We start from the raw sequence: 19,712 nt of genomic DNA, 5'->3' as shown, positions 1-19,712 counted from the left end.
TGGCCGGCGACGTGACGGGCTCGGCGACGTTCGACGGGTCGGCGGCGATCACGATCACGGCGAGCGTTGCCGACGACAGCCATGCCCATGTGATCGCCAATGTCGACGGGTTGCAGGACGCGCTCGATGCCAAGGCGGACGCGGCTGATTTCGATCCGATCGAGATCCTGGCCACGGACATGATCGGCCGGGCGGCGCATCGGCCGGGGGATGCGCCCTCGCTGTGGTCGACCGCGCACACGGGCGCGGCGCGGGACCGGGCGGCGCTGGAAATCGGCGAGGTGGTGGTGAGCAGCCCGCTCGGGTCTGCGCTGCGGATCGACGGCGCGGACATTCCCGACGATGTCGGCTACGTCGACATCGCGCCGCGGATCGATTTTGCGGTGGAGGACGGGCGGACCTACCGCGTGCGCGGGCGGCTGGCGCGCGGCATCGACCCGGCCGATCCGGAGGGCCACGGCGTCGAGATCTGGATCCAGACGCTCAACCGCGCAAAGGCGAATCTCTCCACCGTGCAGCTTGGCGAGACGCTGTCGCCGGTGGTGACCAATCAGGTGGTGACCTTCGATTTCCTGATCGGCAAGGCCGGCGCCCTGGGCGAGCTCGATTACACGATCCCGACGACGGCGCGCTACGTGGTGCCGTTCTTCCGGATCTACGGCGACGCGCAGGCGACCGACCTTGGCGACCTGCTGATCTACGACGCGCAGCTGGTTCAGACCGAGGAGGATGTCGCCGACCTGCAGGAGGCGGTTGCGGACATCGTCAGCGGGGCAACCCCGGTGGCGGCGGCCGGCCGCTGGGCGGAAGCGATGACGCTGACCGTCACCGGCGGCGTGACCGGGGTGGTGAGCTTCGACGGGGCCGAGGCTGTGACGCTGGCGACGACGGTCGATCCCGAGGAGCATGTGCACGAGATCGGGCAGGTGGACGGGCTGACCGCGATCCTCGAGGCGAAGGCCTCGGCGGCGGGCCTTGCCGACGTGGTCGACAAGCTCGGCCTGACCGACGTGCTGGGCGGGATCTTCGACCGGCTGCAGCGGGCGGAGCGGTTTGCAGCGGAGATCGAGGACCGGATCTTCCGGGACACCAGCGTGCCCTGGGCGATCTTCGGGCCAGACGGGCGGGCGGCGATCCTCGTCGGCACCGACGGGCTTCCCGGCTTCGGGGAAATCAACATCCTGCAGGGCGAGGACTACGGCTACACGGACGATGGGCGTGCCGTGCTGCAGCCGGCGATCGCCGATGCGGATGGCCGGCTGATCTTCGGCATCACGCTTGCCGGACGGATCCTGATGCAGCGCGACGGCGAACTTGTCGGCGAGGACGTCGCTGCGGCCGGCGGCTACGTTGGCGGCATCGCGGATACGGATGGCCGGCTGCTGCTCGGCGTTCGCCCGGATGGGCGGGTCGGGTTCACGCGCGACATCGAACTCTCCGGGGAAGACGTGGTCGCCGAAGGTGGCTATGTCGGCGGCATTGCCGATGCGGCCGGTCGTCTGATGATCCGCTTTCGTCCGGACGGCACGGTCGGCATGACGTTCGACGAGGCGACGGCTGCTGTCATCGGCACCGGCGGCTTCCTGACGCCCGACGACATCCTCGGCGAAAGCCGCGAGATCCTTGGCCCGGCGGTGATCAATCCGATCGGCACCCGGCGGTGGATGGCCTACGAGACGATCGATGGGGACACTCGTCTTCACGACTACCTGCAGCGCGCGGATATCTCGTCGACGGCGATCATCTCCTCGACGGTCGGGCCGATCGCGGGCGTGCTGGCGATCGGGCAGAGCACCGCCCACGGCGGCGGCCTGTCGGCCCTCGACGAAGAAGACATGGTCCACACGGCCATCAACCCGCGCCCCTACGACGTGCTGTCGCTGATCAACACGGCGCGGCCCGACGACACGATCCGGCTGCCGGGCGGCGTTTCGGTCTCGGCCTCGACGCTGACCGACCTGGAGCCGGCGACCGAGGTGGCGGCCTCCGGGCACGGCGAGACCGGGATGGTCGCCTACGGGGTGTATCGACTGTCGCTCAACCCGGATTTCGGCGTCGGCCGCGAGACGATCATCGTCGGCACGGCGGCCAAATCCGGCGCGATGGTTTCGGAACTCGACGCGGGCACCGCACCTTTCAACAACGCGGTCGCTTTTGTCAGCGCGGCGCGGCGGATTGCCCTTGAGGGCTTCGCGCGCGAATTCACGCTGAACTCTTTCGTCTGCGTTCACGGCGAGGCGCCACGCCATGCGGGGCAGGCAGCCGCCTCCTACGTATCGGAAGTGACGGCATGGTTCTCGGACCTGCGGGCGGCGGTCATGGCCGAGTTGCGGGACGATCATCCGGTGATCCCGATCCTGATGTCGCAGCTGTCGGCGGCCTCCGACGGGGTCTACTCCGACATTCCGCTGGCGCAGGAGACGTTGGTCGAGACCTTGGACGACGTCTACTTCTCGCACCCGAACTACTTCAGCGAGCACGTGCCGGGCGACGCGGTCCATGATCTTCCGATCTGGTACGCGATCAAGAAAGAGCTTTTCGCGCGGGCGCTGCTGGTGATCACCACCGGCGGCAACTGGGCGGACCTGCACGTGCCGGCCGGCGGCGTCAGCGTCGTCGGCTCGGTCATCACCCTTGAATACACCGGCGGCGACGAGGTGATCGGCGATCTGGTGGCGACCACCGACGTGCCGGCCGCGACCGACTACGGCTACGAGTTCGTCACCGCCGGCGCGACGACGATCTCCTCCGTCGTCGTGGGCGGCCCCGCCCGCACCGTGACCGTGACGCTCTCCGCCCCGCCGGTCACCGGCGACAAGCTGCGCTACGCCCTTTCCGGCCCCGGCGCGGTGGACCGGGCGGGCGCCTGGGGGCAGATCGCCGACAGCCACCCCGGCTTGTCGATCGCGGATCCGACCTGGCGGATGCGCAACTACGCCCGTTCGCAGGAATGGACCTTCTGATCGGCACGGCGCCGGTCTCAACCCGCTGACAACAAAGGACGACGATCATGGGTTTCGGATGGAAACTGCCGGGCGTGAGCACCGGCAACACCTCGCTGCCGCTGCTGGTGGACTACCGGGCGGAACTGCTGGCAATCGCCTCGCTGGTGGCCTGGCACGAGCCGCGCACCCGCGTGACGCTGGTGGACGGCAGCAACCGCGTGACGCGGATCAACAACCTCGTCGACAGCACCGACGCGGAATGGTGGAAGCCACAGACCGAGGGCACCGCGCTGACGCCGCTGGTGGTGGCCAACGCGCTGAACAGCCAGCCGGTGATCCGCTTTGCCGACAGCCGGCTTGACGCACTGGACTACAACGGCACGATCCCGACCGGGTCCACGGCGAAGCAGACGCGGGCGATCCTCGTCAATGCCGCGGTGACCGGCGTCAACCAGGGCCTGCTCGCCTCTTCCACGGCGACCGGGCGCTCGCAGCTCTACCTCAACACCGACGGCAAGGCGGTGTCGGCGATCGACGGGCCGACCACGGCCGTGTCCGCCGAGACGGTGACCGGCGGCTGGGCGCTGGTGCTTTTCGAGCACGATGCGGTGGCCAACACAGTGTCGGTGCGCGTCAACGACGGCACGGTCGTCAGCACCAGCAGCACCGCCGACGTGACCAACAACGAGATGTTCATGGGTGCGACCAACGCCAACGGCGGCTCGCCGCTCGATGGTGACGTGGCGGCCGTGTGGCTGTTCGACGACGCGGTGATTTCCAATGCCGACGTGATCGACCTGCTGCTGGCCTACTGCGACGCGAAGTTCGGGCTGTCGCTCGCGGCCTGACGACACCCGGCCACCGACCCGCACGTGACCGCCCTTGAGGCGGTTTTTTCTTGCCCGGAGATCACCTCATGAAAGTCTCGGATCGCGGCCTTGCGGAAATCGCGGGGCACGAAGGCATTGTGCTGTCGCCCTATCTGGACAGCGTTGGCGTTTGGACTTGGGGCGTTGGCCACACAGCTGGGGCTGGTGCTCCTGACCCTGCAACGATGGCAAGGGGCGTGGAAACGTCGGTGCAAGCGGTTATGCGGCAGTTTCGCGCGGACATCGGTCGCTTCGAGGCCCGCGTCAACGAGGCGATCAAGGCGCCTTTGCAGCAGCACGAGTTTGACGCGCTGGTGTCTTTCGACTTCAACACGGGCGGCATCTTCAAGGCCAAGTTGACCAGCCAACTCAACGCTGGCGACCGTGTCGGCGCCGCCGCTTCCTTCATGGGGTGGCTCAAGCCGCCGGAGATCAAGGGCCGGCGCACTGCCGAGCGCGATCTGTTCCGTAGCGGCCTTTATGCGAACAAGGGCACGGCATCGGTCTACCCCGCCGATGCGCAAGGCCGCGTGCTTTGGTCAAAGGGCCGGCGCGTCAATGTGCTGGACATGATCGCCGCCGTACCAGAAGCGACCCCGGCTCCCATCCCGCCGCCGCCGGATATCGAGCCAGCCGCGCCGGAGCCTGTCCGTGAGCCCCCGGCAAATCCGAGCACGTTCGCCAACCTGATCGCGGCGTTCTTCGCCTTCTTCCGCCGTTGACGCGGACGAAACCCAGCCGGGCCTTCCGGCGCATCCTCGAAAGGAAAATCCATGGCCGCACGCGGTCTACTTCGTACCGCCGAGGGTGGGCGGCTGCTGTTCTGGTGCCCTGGCTGCACTTGCGCTCACGGCGTCGGTGTCGGCGAGGGTTCCGGCCCCCGTTGGGGGTTCAACGGCGACTATGACGCCCCGACGTTTTCGCCGTCAATCCTCGTGACCTACAACGGCGCGGATGCGGGAAAGGACGGGGCACCGCAAGCGGTCTGCCATTCCTTCGTGCGATCCGGGCAGATCGAATTCCTCAATGACTGCAGCCATGACCTCGCGGGGCAGACCGTGCGCCTGAAGCCTTTCGGCGAAGGCTGAGCGTGGCCGGGATCACGGCCTCGGAACAACATCAACGACTTGAGAACGGAGACACCCCGATGAAGCGGAAAGAGATCATCGATCAGGCGATCACCGGCGGGCTGATCGCCGCGGCCAAGAGCACGACCACGGCGCTCGACCGCGAGGATGTGGCGGCGGTGGCGGCCAAGCTGCAGGAGGTGGCCGGCCCGGCGATCGACCACGCGACCAATGCCGAGGCCTGGTGGCGCAGCCGGGTGACGATCGGCTCGATCGCCGGGATCCTCTCCGGCGGGCTCGGGCTGTGGGGGCTGGTCGCGGCGGGCGTGACCGACCCGGAGGCGCTCGCCACGCCGATCGCCGGCATCTTCGGCGGCGCGTTCGCGCTGTGGGGCCGCTGGGCCGCACGCCGGCCGCTGGGGCAGTGACCCCGCCCGGCGCCCCCGCGCCGGCCTGACGAGACCGAGGCCCGGCGGCCCCTGCCGCCGATCCGCTGCATGACAGCCGGGATGCCGGCGACCAGCGAGGACACGCGCGTGAGCGACGACGGAAATCATGCGATGCAAAAACCCACGTGGAGATTTGAATACAATCTCAACACCTTGATTCTGATCGGCGGCGTCATGCTCGGCCTTGTCGGATGGGGCGTGATGCTCCAGGAGGTGCGCGGCAGTCTCGCGGTGCACGACGAGGCCATCGCCGAGCTGCGCAGCGACGTGGCCGAGCTGGTGGCAACCGACCGGCTGGCCGAGCCGCAGGTGGCGGACCTGCGCTGGCGGGTGACCGCCCTCGAGGCGGCGGCCAAGTCCGTGAGCGAGGCGCAGCGCGAGCTGGCCAAGGCACAGCAGGATATGGAGCGCACCATCGGCGCGCTCGCGTCCGATGTGAGGGTCACCCGGGAGGTGGTCCAGCGGATCGACCGGCAGCTGGGCGACGAGCCGGCGCGGGGCAAGCGGTGAAGCGCGAGCCGGCCGCGCGGCGCAAGCTCGGCGACGCCGCGCGCTCACCTGCGACGGCGGCGTCGTGCGCCTGACGATCGACCCCGGCCGGGTGGTGCTGACGACGGACGGCGGGATCGACTTGGAGCTCAGGCCCGGGGAGGCGCTAACCGTGGTGGAGGTGGCGGGGATACTGGCACGGGGGAGGGTGCTGGCGGGGTGATCAGACGGGCTCGAAAGCTCCGGCGGGACAATCGGCGCGAAGTTCGGGTGCGAGGGTTGCAGGCTGCCGGTGCGCGAAGGTCGGCGGGATGATGCCCGCGTAGTCCTCAGGGTCCATCTCGGCGCGGATCGCTGCCATGTAGATGCCGGCGGCTTCGTCCGGCGTGGTGGCATATCCGACAATGCGGGCGTCGCGTGTGGCGTCGTTGAGGACCGGGTAGCTGGTCATTGTTGTGTCTCCCTTGGTTCATTGTGGCCCCGGTGCAGCGATGCGCCGGGGCTTTCTGCGTTTAAAGGGGGGGGTGATCAGGTCGCCCCGATCCACACCGCCTGCTTTGCAAGATGATGCTCGCTGGCGGGCTCGATCCTGATCAGGCCGGCTTTCTCAAGGGCGTGCGCGGCGCTGTTCGGCGCCGAGGCATTCGGGTCCCCCGACACCTCGATGCAGAGATCGCGCAGGAGCATCGGACGCCCACGCTCCGCAAGCAATGCGGCGACAAGATAATAGGCAGATCCGCCGCGCGGGGTCACGGCCGCCACCTGCCGCACCACTTGCACCGGCGTCTGACCGCCAGCCCCGGCGGCTCTGGCTGCGGCCTCGATTCCATCTCTCAGCTTTCCGGCTGTCTCGGCGTGCAGTGTGGCTTCGCCCGCAGCGATGCGCTGGATGGTGCGGCGATCCAGCCCGGAAAGGCGGTGAATGGCCTCGTCGCCGAGCATGTCCCGGAGCGCGGTCAGTCTTTCGGCGGCTGTCATCACCATGCCTCGTCGCTGATGTGGGTGTCCCGGCTCTCGTGGCCGTCCGGCAAGGGGCCGATGACCGTGATCGTCCAGCCTTTCGGCAGGGCGCTGTCGCGGCACAAAGCGGCACTGGCCGATGCATGTGCATCAATGATTCTTTGCTGCGCGTCGGATTCGTACTGGTCTCGGGATTTGAGCGGCATCGTCCGCGTGCCATGGGGTATGCTTTTCCCGAGGCGCAGGCGCTCGGCTGCCTGATCGTCGTGACCATAGGCATCGTATTGCATCATGAGGTCGACCAGGCGTCTGACCTGATCGGGTGATGGTGTGGACGTTTCGGCGGCCACGGCCTGCATTTGGCGGCGCAGACGCAGGATCTGCATTGCCTTGCCGAGCAGGTGCCCGCGCGCTGCGGTGGCAAGATCCGGCTCATCCTTGCCCCTGCGGGCCGACGAAAGGGCGGCCCGCCAGTCTTCATCCGGGATGTCGATCGAAAGAGAGGTGTTTGAAAGTCGCATGATGTCCTCCTCAGAAACCGGCGACGACGGCGCGGATCTTGTCGGTGGTGCTGTTGGCGACGTGGAAGGCCTTGGTGAAAGAATTGCAGTAGAAAGTGCCGTTGTACTTGTCGGTTTTTGCCAGAACGGCACCGGTATTCAGATCCACCCAGCACTGACCGCCGGAGCCGCCATAACGCTTGCCATCAATGTCGGTACGGATGACTTCGACGTAGATGCGCTCTTTGCCGGGGACAGAGGCCCAGACCCTGGCGCTCTCGACTTCCGGCATGGCGGCGATCGCGGCGGCAATCTGCGTGGCATTTTCGATGAGGGTGGTCATTTCGGCTTCTCCAGCTCCGGGGCGGCTGTCCGCTCCCTTGTGAGGATTTTATAGCACGGCTATCCCCCGCGTGCAAGGGGAAAGAATGCCGAGATCGAGCCTTAGGGAGCGACCTGAGACCAGACGATCCGCACGGCGATCAGCAGCCATGCGGCGACGATCGCCCACGTCCACCAGCGCGGCGGGTCATCGGATGGATCGCGGTCGCGGCCGTGCATGGCATGCCCTCAATTACGGGGTTTCTGGCCGGGTTTCTGGCCGCATGCGGCGTCGAAATACGCTAACATATTGAAATCATGGTGCTGTGAGAGAGGATTGAACTCTCGACCTCTCCCTTACCAAGGGAGTGCTCTACCACTGAGCTACCACAGCAAGCCGTGTGACGGCGGGTCCGGAACGGTGCGGCTGGGGGCCGGCGACGGACGGCGATCTACTGCCACAGACCGCGGCGGGGCGCAAGCTGGATGCGCGGAAAATTCGCGCGCCCACGGTAGGGGCGGCGAAAGGGCCGGCGCGGCGGGCTGTGGGTGGTTGCACGCAGGGCGGGGAACCAGCGACGCCTTGCGGTGAAACTTCTTGCGTGGCTGCGGCAAAAGCGGCATTCCATCGGGCGTGTTGGTGAACGGGCGGTTGCCGTGGGCCTGCCGCGCCGCGCGTGCCGGGTGGCGCTTGAAGGAGCGGACGGATGGCCGGAGAGCGGGATCACGGCGGGTCGACACGGGACGATCGGCTGGCCGCGGCGCTCCGGGCCAATCTGCGCCGCCGCAAGGGCCAGGTCGACAGCCGTCGCGCCGGCCGCGGCGACCGGCGCGAGGGCATCGCACTGGCCGGGGACGAGGCGCCGTCTGGCGATTCGCCCGGTTCTGGCGCGGAAGGTGCCCGTGCTGACGAGGCCAGTGCTGACGATGCCTGCGCCGAACGGACACGCGCCGAAGGTGCCGGCGCTGAAGGTGCCGCCGCCTTCGGTCTCGACGCGGGCGGCGCCACGGACGACAGTGCCGATGCGGCCGGGTCGGCGTCGTCCGATCCGCACGCCGCGTCTGCCACGGGCTGACGCCGGGCCAGAGGACATTTCGCCGGGGGCGCCGCCACGAGGGACGGGCGCGCCGGCAGGAGAACATCATGGACAAGATCAGGATCGTGGGCGGCAACGAACTCAACGGCGTCATTCCGATTTCCGGAGCCAAGAACGCCGCCCTGCCGCTGATGATCGCCAGCCTGCTCACCGACGAGACGCTGACGCTCGAGAATGTGCCGCGCCTTGCCGACGTCGCGCTGCTGACCCGCATCCTCACCAACCACGGCGTCGACTATTCGCTGAACGGCAAGCGCGCGGGCGAGGACATCCTCACCGGCCAGACGATGAACCTCACCGCGCGGGCGATCATCGACACCACCGCGCCCTATGACCTCGTCGCCAAGATGCGCGCGAGCTTCTGGGTGATCGGGCCGCTCTTGGCGCGCATGCACACGGCGCGGGTGTCGCTGCCGGGCGGCTGCGCCATCGGTACCCGGCCGGTCGACCTCTTCCTCATGGGCCTCGAGCGGCTCGGCGCCAAGATCGACGTGGCGCAGGGCTATGTCCAGGCCGATGCGCCCGGCGGCCTCGTCGGCAACCGCATCGTGTTCCCGAAGGTCTCGGTCGGCGCCACCCACACGGTGATGATGGCCGCCAGCCTTGCCCGCGGCGAAACGGTGATCGAGAACGCCGCCCGCGAGCCCGAGGTGGCCGATCTTGCCCGCTGCCTCAACGCCATGGGCGCGCGCATCTCCGGCGCCGGCACCTCCACCATCGTGATCGAGGGCGTCGACCGCCTGCGCGGCGCCCGCCACCGGGTCGTCTCCGACCGGATCGAGGCAGGCACCTATGCCATGGCCGTGGCGATGACCGGTGGCGACGTGCTGCTGGACGGCGCCGAGGCCGACCTGATCGAGGAGCCGATCCGCATCCTGCGCGCCGTCGGCGTCTCGGTCGAGGCGACCAACCGCGGCATCCGGGTGAAGCGCAACGGCGCCGGCCTCACCGCCGTCGACGTCGAGACCCAGCCCTTCCCGGGCTTCCCGACCGATCTCCAGGCTCAGTTCATGGCGCTGATGACCCGGGCGAAGGGCCGCTCGGTGATCACCGAGACGATCTTCGAGAATCGCTTCATGCACGTGCAGGAGCTCGCCCGCTTCGGCGCGCGTATCCAGCTCGACGGCCAGAAGGCGATCGTGGAGGGCGTGGAGCGCCTCACCGGCGCGCCCGTGATGGCGACCGACCTGCGCGCCTCGGTGTCGCTGGTGATCGCCGGCCTCGTCGCCGAGGGCGAGACCACGGTGTCGCGCGTCTACCATCTCGACCGCGGCTTCGAGAAGCTGGAAGAGAAGATCTCCCGCTGCGGCGCGGTGGTCGAGCGCATCAGCGGCTGAGGCGCGGGGCTGCCCTGCGGCAGCCCGCCACCGGCGCCCCGTTCAAACCGGCCGCGAATGCCCCTATATGAGGCGCAACCACGCGCCCGGAGCCCTCCGGGCGCGCCGCAGTCTCGTTCCGGGAAGCCCCTCCATGTCCGATCTCAAGCTCGCCGCCCTTGACGCCGAGGACCTGTCGATCCTGTCCGCCCATGTCCAGGACGGGGTGCTGAAGGTCGCCGACATCGACTGGCGCCCGCGCGAGAAGCGGCTGCTCGTCACGCTCAACCGCTTCGTCTGGGAGAAGGTCGGCGAGACGCGCAGCGACTTCGAGCGCCGCCGCGCGGTGCTGCATTTCGCCCGGGTCGAGGCGGTGAAGGCCGCCCACGTCCGCCGCGAGGCACCGGACGCCGTGCTCGCGCTGCTGGCCCTGCGATTCGAGGAAACCGACGCCCCGGCCGGCCGCATCTTCCTCGAGTTTGCCGGCGGCGGCTCGCTGCGCCTCGACGTCGAATGCATCGAAGCGAGCCTCGCCGACGTCGGCGCCGCCTGGTCGACGGCGAATTGCCCGAAACACGAGGCGTGACGTCAGCACGGCGGACCGGGGCGCGGGGCAAGATCCTTGTCACCGCGCGACATCTTCGCCGTAGTGCACTGCCGCCCGGAATGGAGTAAAAGCCCTCCACCGTGACAGCCGGGAGCATGCGAGTGGCCATCCGCCTCGACGACAGGGATCCTGATTTCGAAAGCCGGTTCAGCGCTTTCCTCACCACCAAGCGCGAGGTGTCGGACGACGTCGACCAGGCGGTGCGGGCGATCATCGACGACGTGCGCGCCCGCGGTGATGCGGCCCTCGTCGACTTCACGCGCAGGTTCGACCGCTTCGAGGTCACGGCCGCGGGTCTCGCGATCACGCCGGACGAGGTCGACGCGGCGGTGGCGGCGGTGCCCGAAGAGACGATGGACGCGCTGAAGGTCGCGCGCGACCGCATCGAATCGCACCACGTCCGCCAGCGCCCCGCCGACGACCGCTACACCGACGCGCTCGGCGTCGAGCTCGGCTCGAAGTGGACCGCTGTCGAGGCGGCCGGGCTCTATGTGCCGGGCGGCACGGCGAGCTATCCCTCGTCGGTGCTGATGAACGCGGTGCCGGCCAAGGTCGCCGGCGTCGACCGCGTGGTGATGGTGGTGCCGACGCCGGACGGCAAGCTCAATCCGCTGGTGCTGGCCGCCGCGCGCCTTGCCGGCGTCGACGAGATCTACCGCATCGGCGGGGCGCAGGCCGTGGCCGCGCTCGCCTATGGGACCGAGACCATCCGCCCGGTGGCCAAGATCGTCGGCCCGGGCAATGCCTATGTGGCGGCCGCCAAGCGCCGGGTGTTCGGCACCGTCGGCATCGACATGATCGCCGGGCCGTCGGAAGTGCTGGTGATTGCCGACAAGGACAACGATCCGGACTGGATCGCCGCCGACCTGCTGGCCCAGGCCGAACACGACACGGCGGCCCAGTCGATCCTGATGACCGACGACGCGGCACTCGCCGATGCCGTGGAGGCGGCGGTCGAGCGCCAGCTTGCGCGGCTGCCCCGCGGCGAGACGGCGGCGGCCAGTTGGCGCGACTACGGGGCGATCCTCCTCGTCTCCGATCTTGCCGGCGCCATGCCGCTCTCCGACCGCATCGCCCCCGAGCATCTGGAACTGGCCGTCGCCGATCCGGAGGTGCTGCTGGCCAAGGTTCGCAATGCCGGCGCGGTGTTCCTCGGCGGCCATACGCCGGAGGTGATCGGCGACTATGTGGGCGGGTCGAACCACGTGCTGCCCACGGCGCGCTCGGCGCGCTTCTCGTCGGGACTTTCCGTGCTCGACTTCATGAAGAGGACGTCTATCCTGAAATGCAGCGCGGACGCTCTCCGTGTGCTGGGGCCGTCGGCCATCGCGCTCGCGAAGGCCGAGGGGCTTGATGCCCATGCCCGTTCTGTTGCGATCCGCCTCAACCTTTGACGGGGTTGTGACCGGGTCGCCCGCGACCGATGCTCCGCCTCTCGCGGAGTGGCGCCTGCGGCGGTTCGTGGAAACGGTGTCGGCCGGACGGCGCGGGGCAGGGGCCCGGCGCCGGCAACGACCGCGGCGAGGGGAGGTCGGCCATGGCGGCGAAAGGCGAAGCGGGAACGGCGCGCGGCAAGCTCGTCGGGGTGACGCTGGACGAGGCCTCGATCGCCACGTCGACGGCGGACATCGAGCACGAGCGGCGCGTCGCGATCTACGATCTGATCGAGGACAACGTGTTCGAGCCGATCGGCCGCGATCCCGGGCCGGTGCGGCTGCGCCTGTCGATCATCGACCGCAAGCTGGTGTTCGACATCACCGATCCGGACGGTGAGCCGGTGGTGACCCACATATTGTCGCTGACCCCGTTCCGGCGGGTGGTGAAGGACTATTTTCTCATCTGCGACAGCTATTACCAGGCAATCCGCAGCGCCAGCCCGAGCCGGATCGAGGCGATCGACATGGGCCGGCGCGGCCTGCACAACGAGGGCTCGCGCCTGCTGATGGAACGGCTCGACGGCAAGATCACCATCGATCTCGACACCGCGCGGCGCCTGTTCACGCTTCTCTGCGTCCTGCACTGGAAGGGATGACGTGATGGAAGCCGCCGGGCCGCGCCCGGGCGCCGTCCTCTTTGCCTGCAGCCTCAATTCGGTCCGCTCGCCGATGGCGGCGGCGATCGCGCGCGATCTCTTCCCCGGCAAGGTCTACGTGGCGTCGGCCGGCGTGCGGCGCGGCGCCGCCGATCCCTTCGCCGTGGCGGTGATGGAGGAGATCGGCCTCGACATCCGCCAGCACCGGCCGCACACCTTCGAGGATCTGGAGGACATGAACTTCGACCTCGTGATCACGCTGGCGCCCGAGGCGCACCACCGCGCGCTGGAACTCACCCGCTATTACGCGGTGGACGTCGAATACTGGCCGACCGGCGATCCGTCTGCCACCGCCGGCTCGCGCGAGCAGATCATGGCCGCCTATCGCAACGTGCGCGACGGTCTGAGGAAGCGCATCCTCGCCCGCCTCGGCCCGCTGGAGGCGACCGCCTGACGCCATCGAGGGGCTGGCGCCGAATGCTCCGGGCGGCGGCATGGTCCGTCCGGGCTGCCCATCGGCCATTGATGCAGCCTCGGCGGGGCAGGCATCCGCTTGCCCGGCAAAACCAGTGGTTCACTTTTCGGCGCCGATCCGCTAGTTTCCGCGCCGACTGCACGGGGGTGGTCTTCCATCCTCCCGCCGCTGCCGCCCTGCCGGGCCTTCGTCCCGGCCGCGCCGGCGGATTTCCGCATGGATTCGAGAACGAGAGCACGCATGACGAAAGAAGAGGTCCTGGAGTTTCCGGGCATTGTCACCGAACTCCTGCCGAACGCGACCTTCCGGGTGAAGCTGGAAAACGAGCACGAGATCATCGCCCACACCGCCGGCCGGATGCGCAAGAACCGCATCCGCGTGCTCGCGGGCGACAAGGTGCTGGTGGAGATGACCCCCTACGACCTGACCAAGGGCCGCATCACCTACCGCTTCAAGTGACGGTGCCGTCCGGCGGATCCGGCGGCTGGCGCCGCCCGGTTCCGCCGCGGACCGCCGACCCGATGCCCCACGCACGCGGCCCGAGATGACCGACACGCCCCTCCTCGTTCTTGCCTCCGGTTCGCCGCGCCGCCTCGCGCTGCTCGCGCAGATCGGCATCACGCCCGACCGGCTGATGCCGGCCGAGGCCGACGAGACCCCCGGCCGCGCCGAACATCCGCGCAAGCTCGCCCAGCGGCTCGCCCGCACCAAGGCCGAGATCGCCCGGCTGCGTCTCGACGCGCCGGAGGACGGCCGCCCGCACATCGTGCTCGCCGCCGACACGGTGGTCGCCGTCGGCCGGCGCATCCTGCCCAAGGCCGAGACCCCGCAGGAGGCCGAGGACTGCCTCGCGCTGCTCTCGGGCCGCGCCCATCGGGTCTACACCGGCCTCTGCCTGCTGACGCCGCGCGCGCCCGCGAGCGGCTGGTGGAAACCCGCGTCCGCTTCAAGCGCCTGTCCGAGGTCGAGATCGCCGCCTATCTGGACAGCGGCGAATGGCGCGGCAAGGCCGGCGCTACGCCGTGCAGGGCATCGCCGGCGCCTTCGTGGTGACGCTGGCCGGCTCCTACTCCTCCGTGGTCGGCCTGCCGCTCCACGAGACCATGTCGCTCCTCGACGGCACCGGCTATCCCGTGCGCGCCGGCTGGAACGAGACCGGCGCCTGAAAGATCGAGCTTGCCGCCTGTGGGGCGCGGGCGAGCAGCCGGGAACGGCCTGGTGATGTCCGGCCCCATGAAATGGCCAGCCGGGCGAAACGACCCGCAAGACAAGATGGACAGCCAGACCCCATGACCGGCAACACGAGCTCCGGGCGGCGCTGCCCGACCTGCGGCGCCCCCACCGATCCGGGCTTCCGCCCCTTCTGTTCCAAGCGCTGCGCCGATGTCGACCTGCACCGCTGGTTCTCGGGGAGCTATCGCATCCCCGTGGTCGCCACCGGCACCGACGAGGACGAGAGCCTGCCCGAGGGCTGGGACGACCCCGGCCGGAAGGACGACGGGCAGGGCTGAGGCCGCACGGTCGGGGAGGCCGGCAGGGAAGAGCCGAAATGCCTTTTCCGGCAGAGACTTCGCATGTTTCTCCCGTGCCGGCCCCGCATCCTGCCCACCCGTCACGGAATTTTCAAAGGGCACTGGACACGTCCCGCCAGAGCTTCTATAAGGCCTCCACTTCGGACGGAAGACGCCTTCCGCACCACTCCGAAGCGCCTCACGGCGGTAGGCCCGGGTAGCTCAGTTGGTAGAGCATGCGATTGAAAATCGCAGTGTCGGTGGTTCGATTCCGCCCCCGGGCACCATCCTTGCTTCCAGATGCGATCGCCGCGTCGATCGTGGCCCATGTCGAAGTTTCTCGCTTCAGACGTCCCTTGCGGGCCTTTCGACACACGTCAGTCCAGTCCTGATCCGGCGATCCTGAACAGGGTCGCTGCAAAGTCGCATGACGTTGGCGTCGGCGATGGTCGACAGGTCGCGGTGTCGGTCTTCATCACCCGAATGGTGGCGGCATGGTCGTAGATGCTCGGCACTCAGGCCACAACGCACGAGCGTTCCGCGGAGCAGAAAAGATGAGAGGCCGAGCGATTTTTCTAATTTCTAGGCGCCATCAGTCGCCTTCAACCACCTCACCACAAGCGACTCCTCCGGATCATGCCCCGTCAGCGGCTTGCGGTAGCGGCGGCGGAGGTCGGCAAACTCGTCGCCGAGCGTGCCGGCTTCCCAGCCCGAGAGCACGGCAGGGTGGATGTAGTTGGACCGACAGACGCTGCGAGTGTTGTGGAGGCGGCGGGCGACGGCGTCGATGACCTCGTTGGTCTTTCGGCGCAGGGCGGTCTTCGTCTGCGGATACTCGGCCGCCGCGAACAGCAGGGCCGCCTGGGTGGTCGCCGTCAGGGTCCGGAAATGTTTCGAGGTGAAGTCGCCGCCGGTCGCGCGCGGATGTAGTCGTTGACCTCGCTCGCCTGCACCGGGCGCCGGGTGCCGTCGTCGCCCAGATACTGGAACAGCTGCCGGCCGGGCAGGTCGTCGATGGCGGACACGAGGCGGGCGATGCGGCGGTCGGCCAGCTGCAGCGACCATTCGCGGCCCGACTTGCCGACGAAGGCAAAGCGCAGCTCGAGCCCTCGACGCTCACATGCCGCGACCACAGCGTCGTCAGCCCGAAGCTAGCGTTCTCGCGCCGGTAGGCTCGTTGCCGATCCGGATCGGCGTGTGGTCCAGCAGCCAGACGATGGAGGCGAGCACGCGCTCGCGCGGCAGGCCGCGCCGGGCGAGATCCGCCTCCACCCGGGCGCGCAGCTTCGGCAACGTCGCGGCGAAGGCGACGAGACCGGAGAATTTCACCTCGTTGCGGTTGGCCTGCCAGACCGGATGATAGCGATACTGCTTGCGCCCGCGCTCGTCGCGCCCCGTCGCCTGGATGTGGCCGCGCGGATCGGGCGAGATCCAGACATCGCTCCATGCCGGGGGAATCGCCAGCGCCCGGATGCGGTCGAGCGTTTCCGCGTCGGCGAGCGGCGTGCCGTCGGGGTGGCTGTAGCCGAAGCCCTTGCCGCGCCGGCGCGGCGGATGCCGGGCGCCTCGTCGCTGGCCTGCACGAGATCGGTGGCGGCAAGCACGGTGGCCGTTTCCGCGGCCGCGGCGGCGGCTGTTTCAGGCGCGCTGTCGGATGTCACGTCGGAGAGGGCTGCGCCGTTGAGGTCGGGCGTCTCCGACGATCGCAGGAGGTCGCCGCGGACGTCCTTCTGCCTGGCGGCGGCACGCTGGCGGCCCGAACTGTCTTCGATCGGCATGACGGGTCCCCGTACCACTCCGGCGGCCGCGCCGCCCACACGCTGAGGCCCTTCAAATTCGCCACGAACGACAAGGTTCCGCCACGCGGCCGGAACGGCCCAGGGCCTGCCGGCTAACAGACCCTCTCTGCCGGCCCCTGCCTGATCGGCCCCGTGTCCTGCGGCAGCCTGGACAGGTGCAGATAGGCGGGATCGAATTCCGCGAACTCGCGAAGACGGGGGAGGTCGGGAATGGCCACCGCCTGGTCACGGATATCGACCAGTCCGTCCTCGCGGAGCTTCTGGACCACGCGGTTGGCGTGGACGGTGGAGATGCCAAGCGTGTCGGCCAGCTCCTCCTGGATGAGCGGAAGGAAGAAGCGGTTGTCCTCGGCAAGGCCCACGGCGGCAAGGCGCAGCTGCGCCTCGCAGAACAGATGCGCCATCTGCCTGTCGGCCCGGCGCCTGCCCATTCTCGTCAGCCATTCCCGCAAGGTCGCCTCGTCGACCAGCGTCGCCCACCAGAAGGCCCGCACGATGTCGGGCGCCGTCGCCATGATGTCGTCGAGGTCGCTCTGCGGGATGTCGACCACCGTGGACGGCGTGCAGGTCGTGATCGAGTGGTCGATCTTGCCGAGGATCGCGACATGCAGGTCGCAGAAGTCTCCGGGAAAGAGATAGCCGATGATCGAGCGGCTGCCGTCGGGGAGCGACTTGTGGCGATAGGCCATGCCGGAAAGGACGAAGCGGACGCTGCGCGGCGGATCGCCCTGGCGGATCAGGCGGGTTCTGGCCGGTACGTCCTGCCGGTTCCGGCACAGCGAGGACAGCCGATCAAGATCCGCGGCCGACATGGGTGCGGCGATGCGAAGTCGGCGTATCAACGGGTTGGGCATGTCCATCCGGTTTGGTCCGTGTGGCGGGAAACGGGTATTCCCTGGCGATGTCATCGGCGCCGGATCCTCGCCTGATGCGAGGGGGAAGCCGTGCGGGACCGGGCGGTGGGGGCTGGCGCCCCCCGGGCGGCGCGGACTGTGCCACGCCGCCCGGAGACCGGCCGCTCAGAGCTTCACGCGCGTCTCGCGTGCCCAGAGCCGCAGCTTGGCGCAGCTCTCGATGAAGCCGGCCACGGAGGCGGCGCTGTCGAGGGGGATCATCCCCTCGTCGGCATCCGCCGCGACACCCGCCTTGGCCAGCAGCGGGGCGGCGCCGGCGGTGAACGCGATGAACTTGCAGTGGGCAAACGCATCGGCCACGAAGTCGCGCGCGGTGGCTTCGCCGGCCAGCCGCTCGGCGCCTTCCTCCGACAGGAGCAGCGCCACCGCATCGAACAGCACCGAAGGGCCGCCGTCGATCATGTGGTGCGCCGGCAGCTCGGTGCCGTCGGCCGTCTCCACGCCGCCGACCTTCGGCGCGATCAGTTCCATCACCGCGCCTTCCGCCTCGATCGCCGTCTGCAGTGCCTTCAGCAGCTTGCCGTCGCAGCCGTTGCTGACCAGCACGCCCACTTTCCGACCCGCAAAGCTGTCCGGTCCGTTCTGGATGATGCTGAGGGCCGGCGACGCCGGCAGGTCGTCACGCGGGGTGACGGCCGCATCCGCCGGCTTCGGCAGGGTCTTCATGCCGAGCCGGTCGGCCACGGTTCCCGCCAGCGCCTCGTTGATGTTGAGGAGATGCGACACCATCCGCTCGCGGATCACCACGCTCTCGCATTTGGCGAGTTCGAAGGTCAGCGCCATGGCGATATGCGTCTTCTCCGTCACCGTCTGGCTGTCGTAGAACTGCCGAGCCTGGCTGTAGTGGTCGGCAAAGCTCTCCGCGCGCAGCCGCACCTTCGGCGATTCCATGTCCTCCTGGAAGGAGCGGAAGCCGCGGACCGGGTCCTGGCGCGGGCCTTCCCCGCGCGAGTTCGGCTGGTAGTTGGTGCGCCCGACCGGGTTGCGCATCGCCATGTGCCCGTCCTGCTGGAAGTGGGCGAAGGGGCACTTCGGTGCGTTGATCGGGATGTGGGTGAAGTTCGGGCTGCCGAGCCGCTTCAGCTGGGTGTCGAGATAGGAGAAGTTGCGGCCCTGCAGCAGCGGGTCGTTGGAAAAGTCGATGCCCGGCGGCACGTTCTGCGTCATGAACGCGACCTGCTCGGTCTCGGCGAAGAAGTTGTCCGGCATGCGGTCGAGCACCAGCCGGCCGACCGGGATGGGTTCGAGAACCTCCTCGGGGATGATCTTGGTCGGGTCGAGCACGTCGAAGTCGAAGCTGTCGGCGAAGTCCTGGTCGAACAGCTGGACGCAGAGCTCCCATTCCGGGAAATTGCCGGACTGGATCGCATCCCAGAGATCGCGGCGATGGAAGTCCGGGTCGCGCCGTTGATCTTCACCGCCTCGTTCCACACCACCGACTGCAGGCCGAGCTTCGGCTTCCAGATGAACTTGACGAAGGTGGATTCGTCCTTGTCGTTGAGGAAGCGGAAGGTGTGGACGCCGAAGCCTTCCATGAAGCGGAAGGAGCGCGGGATCGCCCGGTCGGACATGACCCACATGATCATGTGCATCGATTCCGGGGTGAGCGTGATGAAGTCCCAGAAATTGTCATGGGCCGACTGGGCCTGCGGAAAGCCGCGGTCGGGCTCCGGCTTCACCGAATGGATGACGTCGGGAAACTTGATCGCATCCTGGATGAAGAACACCGGAATGTTGTTGCCGACGAGGTCCCAGTTGCCTTCCTGGGTGTAGATCTTCACCGCGAAGCCGCGCACGTCACGGGCGAGATCGAAGGAGCCCTTGGAGCCCGCGACCGTCGAGAAGCGGACGAAGGCCGGGGTCTTCTCGCCGGCGCGCTGGAACAGGTCGGCGCGGGTGTATTTGGCGAGCGACTCGTAGGTCTCGAAAAAGCCGTGAGCGCCGTAGCCGCGGGCATGCACCACCCGTTCGGGAATCCGCTCGTGGTCGAAGTGGAAGATCTTCTCGCGGAAGTGGAAATCCTCGATCAGGGCCGGGCCGCGCGGGCCGGCGGTCAGGGTGTTCTGGTCGTCGGAAACCGGACCGCCCTGCGCCGTGGTGAGGACGGGTGTATCGCCCTCGGCCACCTGATGCAGTTCGCCGCCATTGCCGCGCAGCAGGGTCTGGTCGTGGATCGTGACGCTGTCGCCGGCAGCCCGGCTGGACTTGCGTTGTTTGGCCATTGTGTTTCTCCAGGGATGTATGATGAAGCCGAAAGACGGGCGTCGCGATCTCCGTCAGCAGGGCGCCCGGTTCATGCGGCACGTGTTCGTGTGGCGGGGCCAGCCGGATAGACATCCGGTTTTCTGCCCCCGATCAGGG

Annotated in this window: 22 protein-coding genes, 2 tRNA genes and 2 pseudogenes; 16 read left to right on the top strand and 10 right to left on the bottom strand. The window is 68.5% G+C overall.

Annotated features, from left to right (window positions below):
- The 6 genes from A6302_RS13985 to A6302_RS13960 all read left to right on the top strand — a co-directional run.
- A partial coding sequence (locus A6302_RS13985) for a hypothetical protein (RefSeq protein ID WP_141703776.1) occupies nt 1-2,963 on the top strand: 2,963 nt, incomplete at its 5' end.
- Nucleotides 2,964-3,010: 47 nt separating this feature from the next.
- Complete coding sequence (locus A6302_RS13980; protein WP_069307553.1) at nt 3,011-3,793, top strand: hypothetical protein; 783 nt, start codon at nt 3,011-3,013, stop codon at nt 3,791-3,793.
- Between the two features lie 68 nt (nt 3,794-3,861).
- Nucleotides 3,862-4,536, top strand: a complete 675-nt coding sequence (locus A6302_RS13975; RefSeq protein WP_083255775.1) for a lysozyme — start codon at nt 3,862-3,864, stop codon at nt 4,534-4,536.
- 51 nt (nt 4,537-4,587) lie between these two features.
- Nucleotides 4,588-4,902 (top strand): ubiquitination-like system serine protease family protein, encoded by a 315-nt coding sequence (locus A6302_RS13970; protein WP_069307551.1) that lies wholly within the window; start codon nt 4,588-4,590, stop codon nt 4,900-4,902.
- Nucleotides 4,903-4,961: 59 nt separating this feature from the next.
- Nucleotides 4,962-5,309: a hypothetical protein gene (locus A6302_RS13965; RefSeq protein WP_069307550.1), complete on the top strand. Its 348-nt coding sequence runs from the start codon at nt 4,962-4,964 to the stop codon at nt 5,307-5,309.
- Between the two features lie 108 nt (nt 5,310-5,417).
- A complete protein-coding gene (locus tag A6302_RS13960) occupies nt 5,418-5,840 on the top strand; it encodes a hypothetical protein (protein WP_141703774.1) in 423 nt (140 codons plus the stop codon).
- Between the two features lie 202 nt (nt 5,841-6,042).
- Here A6302_RS13960 and A6302_RS13955 read toward each other — a convergent pair whose 3' ends face one another.
- From A6302_RS13955 to A6302_RS13935, 5 genes are all read right to left on the bottom strand, one after another.
- On the bottom strand, nt 6,043-6,270 hold the full coding sequence (locus A6302_RS13955) for a hypothetical protein (protein WP_069307548.1): 228 nt from the start codon (nt 6,268-6,270) through the stop codon (nt 6,043-6,045).
- A 77-nt stretch (nt 6,271-6,347) separates the two neighbouring features.
- The gene (locus tag A6302_RS13950; protein ID WP_069307547.1) at nt 6,348-6,803 is read right to left on the bottom strand and encodes a hypothetical protein; all 456 of its coding nucleotides are present in this window, start codon (nt 6,801-6,803) and stop codon (nt 6,348-6,350) included.
- Entirely contained in the window at nt 6,797-7,300 is a 504-nt protein-coding gene (locus A6302_RS13945; protein ID WP_069307546.1) for a hypothetical protein, read from the bottom strand. Before A6302_RS13945 ends, A6302_RS13950 begins: the two co-directional genes overlap by 7 nt.
- A gap of 10 nt (nt 7,301-7,310) precedes the next feature.
- Nucleotides 7,311-7,622, bottom strand: a complete 312-nt coding sequence (locus tag A6302_RS13940; protein WP_069307545.1) for a hypothetical protein — start codon at nt 7,620-7,622, stop codon at nt 7,311-7,313.
- Nucleotides 7,623-7,919: 297 nt separating this feature from the next.
- Nucleotides 7,920-7,994: transfer RNA gene (locus A6302_RS13935), tRNA-Thr, on the bottom strand.
- 313 nt (nt 7,995-8,307) lie between these two features.
- On the opposite strand from A6302_RS13935, the gene A6302_RS13930 reads away from it, so the two are divergent.
- The 10 genes and pseudogenes from A6302_RS13930 (at nt 8,308) to A6302_RS13885 (ending at nt 14,925) form a co-directional block, all read left to right on the top strand.
- A complete protein-coding gene (locus A6302_RS13930) occupies nt 8,308-8,676 on the top strand; it encodes a hypothetical protein (protein ID WP_069307544.1) in 369 nt (122 codons plus the stop codon).
- A gap of 68 nt (nt 8,677-8,744) precedes the next feature.
- Nucleotides 8,745-10,034: a UDP-N-acetylglucosamine 1-carboxyvinyltransferase gene (gene murA / locus A6302_RS13925; RefSeq protein ID WP_069307543.1), complete on the top strand. Its 1,290-nt coding sequence runs from the start codon at nt 8,745-8,747 to the stop codon at nt 10,032-10,034.
- 133 nt (nt 10,035-10,167) lie between these two features.
- Nucleotides 10,168-10,599 (top strand): DUF2948 family protein, encoded by a 432-nt coding sequence (locus A6302_RS13920; RefSeq protein ID WP_069307542.1) that lies wholly within the window; start codon nt 10,168-10,170, stop codon nt 10,597-10,599.
- A 116-nt stretch (nt 10,600-10,715) separates the two neighbouring features.
- The gene (gene hisD / locus A6302_RS13915) at nt 10,716-12,014 is read left to right on the top strand and encodes a histidinol dehydrogenase (RefSeq protein WP_169833586.1); all 1,299 of its coding nucleotides are present in this window, start codon (nt 10,716-10,718) and stop codon (nt 12,012-12,014) included.
- A gap of 143 nt (nt 12,015-12,157) precedes the next feature.
- Nucleotides 12,158-12,652 (top strand): UPF0262 family protein, encoded by a 495-nt coding sequence (locus A6302_RS13910; protein ID WP_069307540.1) that lies wholly within the window; start codon nt 12,158-12,160, stop codon nt 12,650-12,652.
- A 4-nt stretch (nt 12,653-12,656) separates the two neighbouring features.
- Nucleotides 12,657-13,106 (top strand): arsenate-mycothiol transferase ArsC, encoded by a 450-nt coding sequence (locus tag A6302_RS13905; protein ID WP_069307556.1) that lies wholly within the window; start codon nt 12,657-12,659, stop codon nt 13,104-13,106.
- A 261-nt stretch (nt 13,107-13,367) separates the two neighbouring features.
- Complete coding sequence (infA, locus tag A6302_RS13900; RefSeq protein WP_004432473.1) at nt 13,368-13,586, top strand: translation initiation factor IF-1; 219 nt, start codon at nt 13,368-13,370, stop codon at nt 13,584-13,586.
- Nucleotides 13,587-13,671: 85 nt separating this feature from the next.
- A pseudogene (locus tag A6302_RS13895) lies at nt 13,672-14,293 on the top strand (Maf family nucleotide pyrophosphatase).
- Between the two features lie 123 nt (nt 14,294-14,416).
- Complete coding sequence (locus tag A6302_RS13890) at nt 14,417-14,638, top strand: DNA gyrase inhibitor YacG (RefSeq protein ID WP_069307539.1); 222 nt, start codon at nt 14,417-14,419, stop codon at nt 14,636-14,638.
- Between the two features lie 211 nt (nt 14,639-14,849).
- A tRNA-Phe gene (locus A6302_RS13885) sits at nt 14,850-14,925 on the top strand.
- A 588-nt stretch (nt 14,926-15,513) separates the two neighbouring features.
- Here A6302_RS13885 and A6302_RS24595 read toward each other — a convergent pair.
- The 5 genes and pseudogenes from A6302_RS24595 to katE form a co-directional block, all read right to left on the bottom strand.
- Entirely contained in the window at nt 15,514-15,771 is a 258-nt protein-coding gene (locus A6302_RS24595; RefSeq protein WP_069307538.1) for a hypothetical protein, read from the bottom strand.
- A 7-nt stretch (nt 15,772-15,778) separates the two neighbouring features.
- Nucleotides 15,779-15,967, bottom strand: a complete 189-nt coding sequence (locus A6302_RS24590; protein WP_069307537.1) for a hypothetical protein — start codon at nt 15,965-15,967, stop codon at nt 15,779-15,781.
- A gap of 562 nt (nt 15,968-16,529) precedes the next feature.
- Nucleotides 16,530-17,297, bottom strand: coding sequence for a Crp/Fnr family transcriptional regulator (locus A6302_RS13870; protein ID WP_210183334.1), 768 nt, complete (start codon nt 17,295-17,297; stop codon nt 16,530-16,532).
- A gap of 159 nt (nt 17,298-17,456) precedes the next feature.
- Nucleotides 17,457-18,017 carry a type 1 glutamine amidotransferase family protein gene (locus A6302_RS24585; RefSeq protein ID WP_245294068.1) on the bottom strand — a complete coding sequence of 187 codons (561 nt, stop codon included), beginning with the start codon at nt 18,015-18,017 and terminating at the stop codon, nt 17,457-17,459.
- A gap of 63 nt (nt 18,018-18,080) precedes the next feature.
- Nucleotides 18,081-19,573 (bottom strand): annotated as a pseudogene (gene katE / locus A6302_RS13865) (catalase); the annotation flags it as partial.
- Between the last annotated feature and the right edge of the window lie 139 nt (nt 19,574-19,712).

This window comes from Methylobrevis pamukkalensis (assembly GCF_001720135.1).
GTDB lineage: Bacteria > Pseudomonadota > Alphaproteobacteria > Rhizobiales > Pleomorphomonadaceae > Methylobrevis > Methylobrevis pamukkalensis.
Note: the sequence above shows the minus strand (reverse complement) of the source record. Positions and strands in the feature narration are given on the sequence as shown.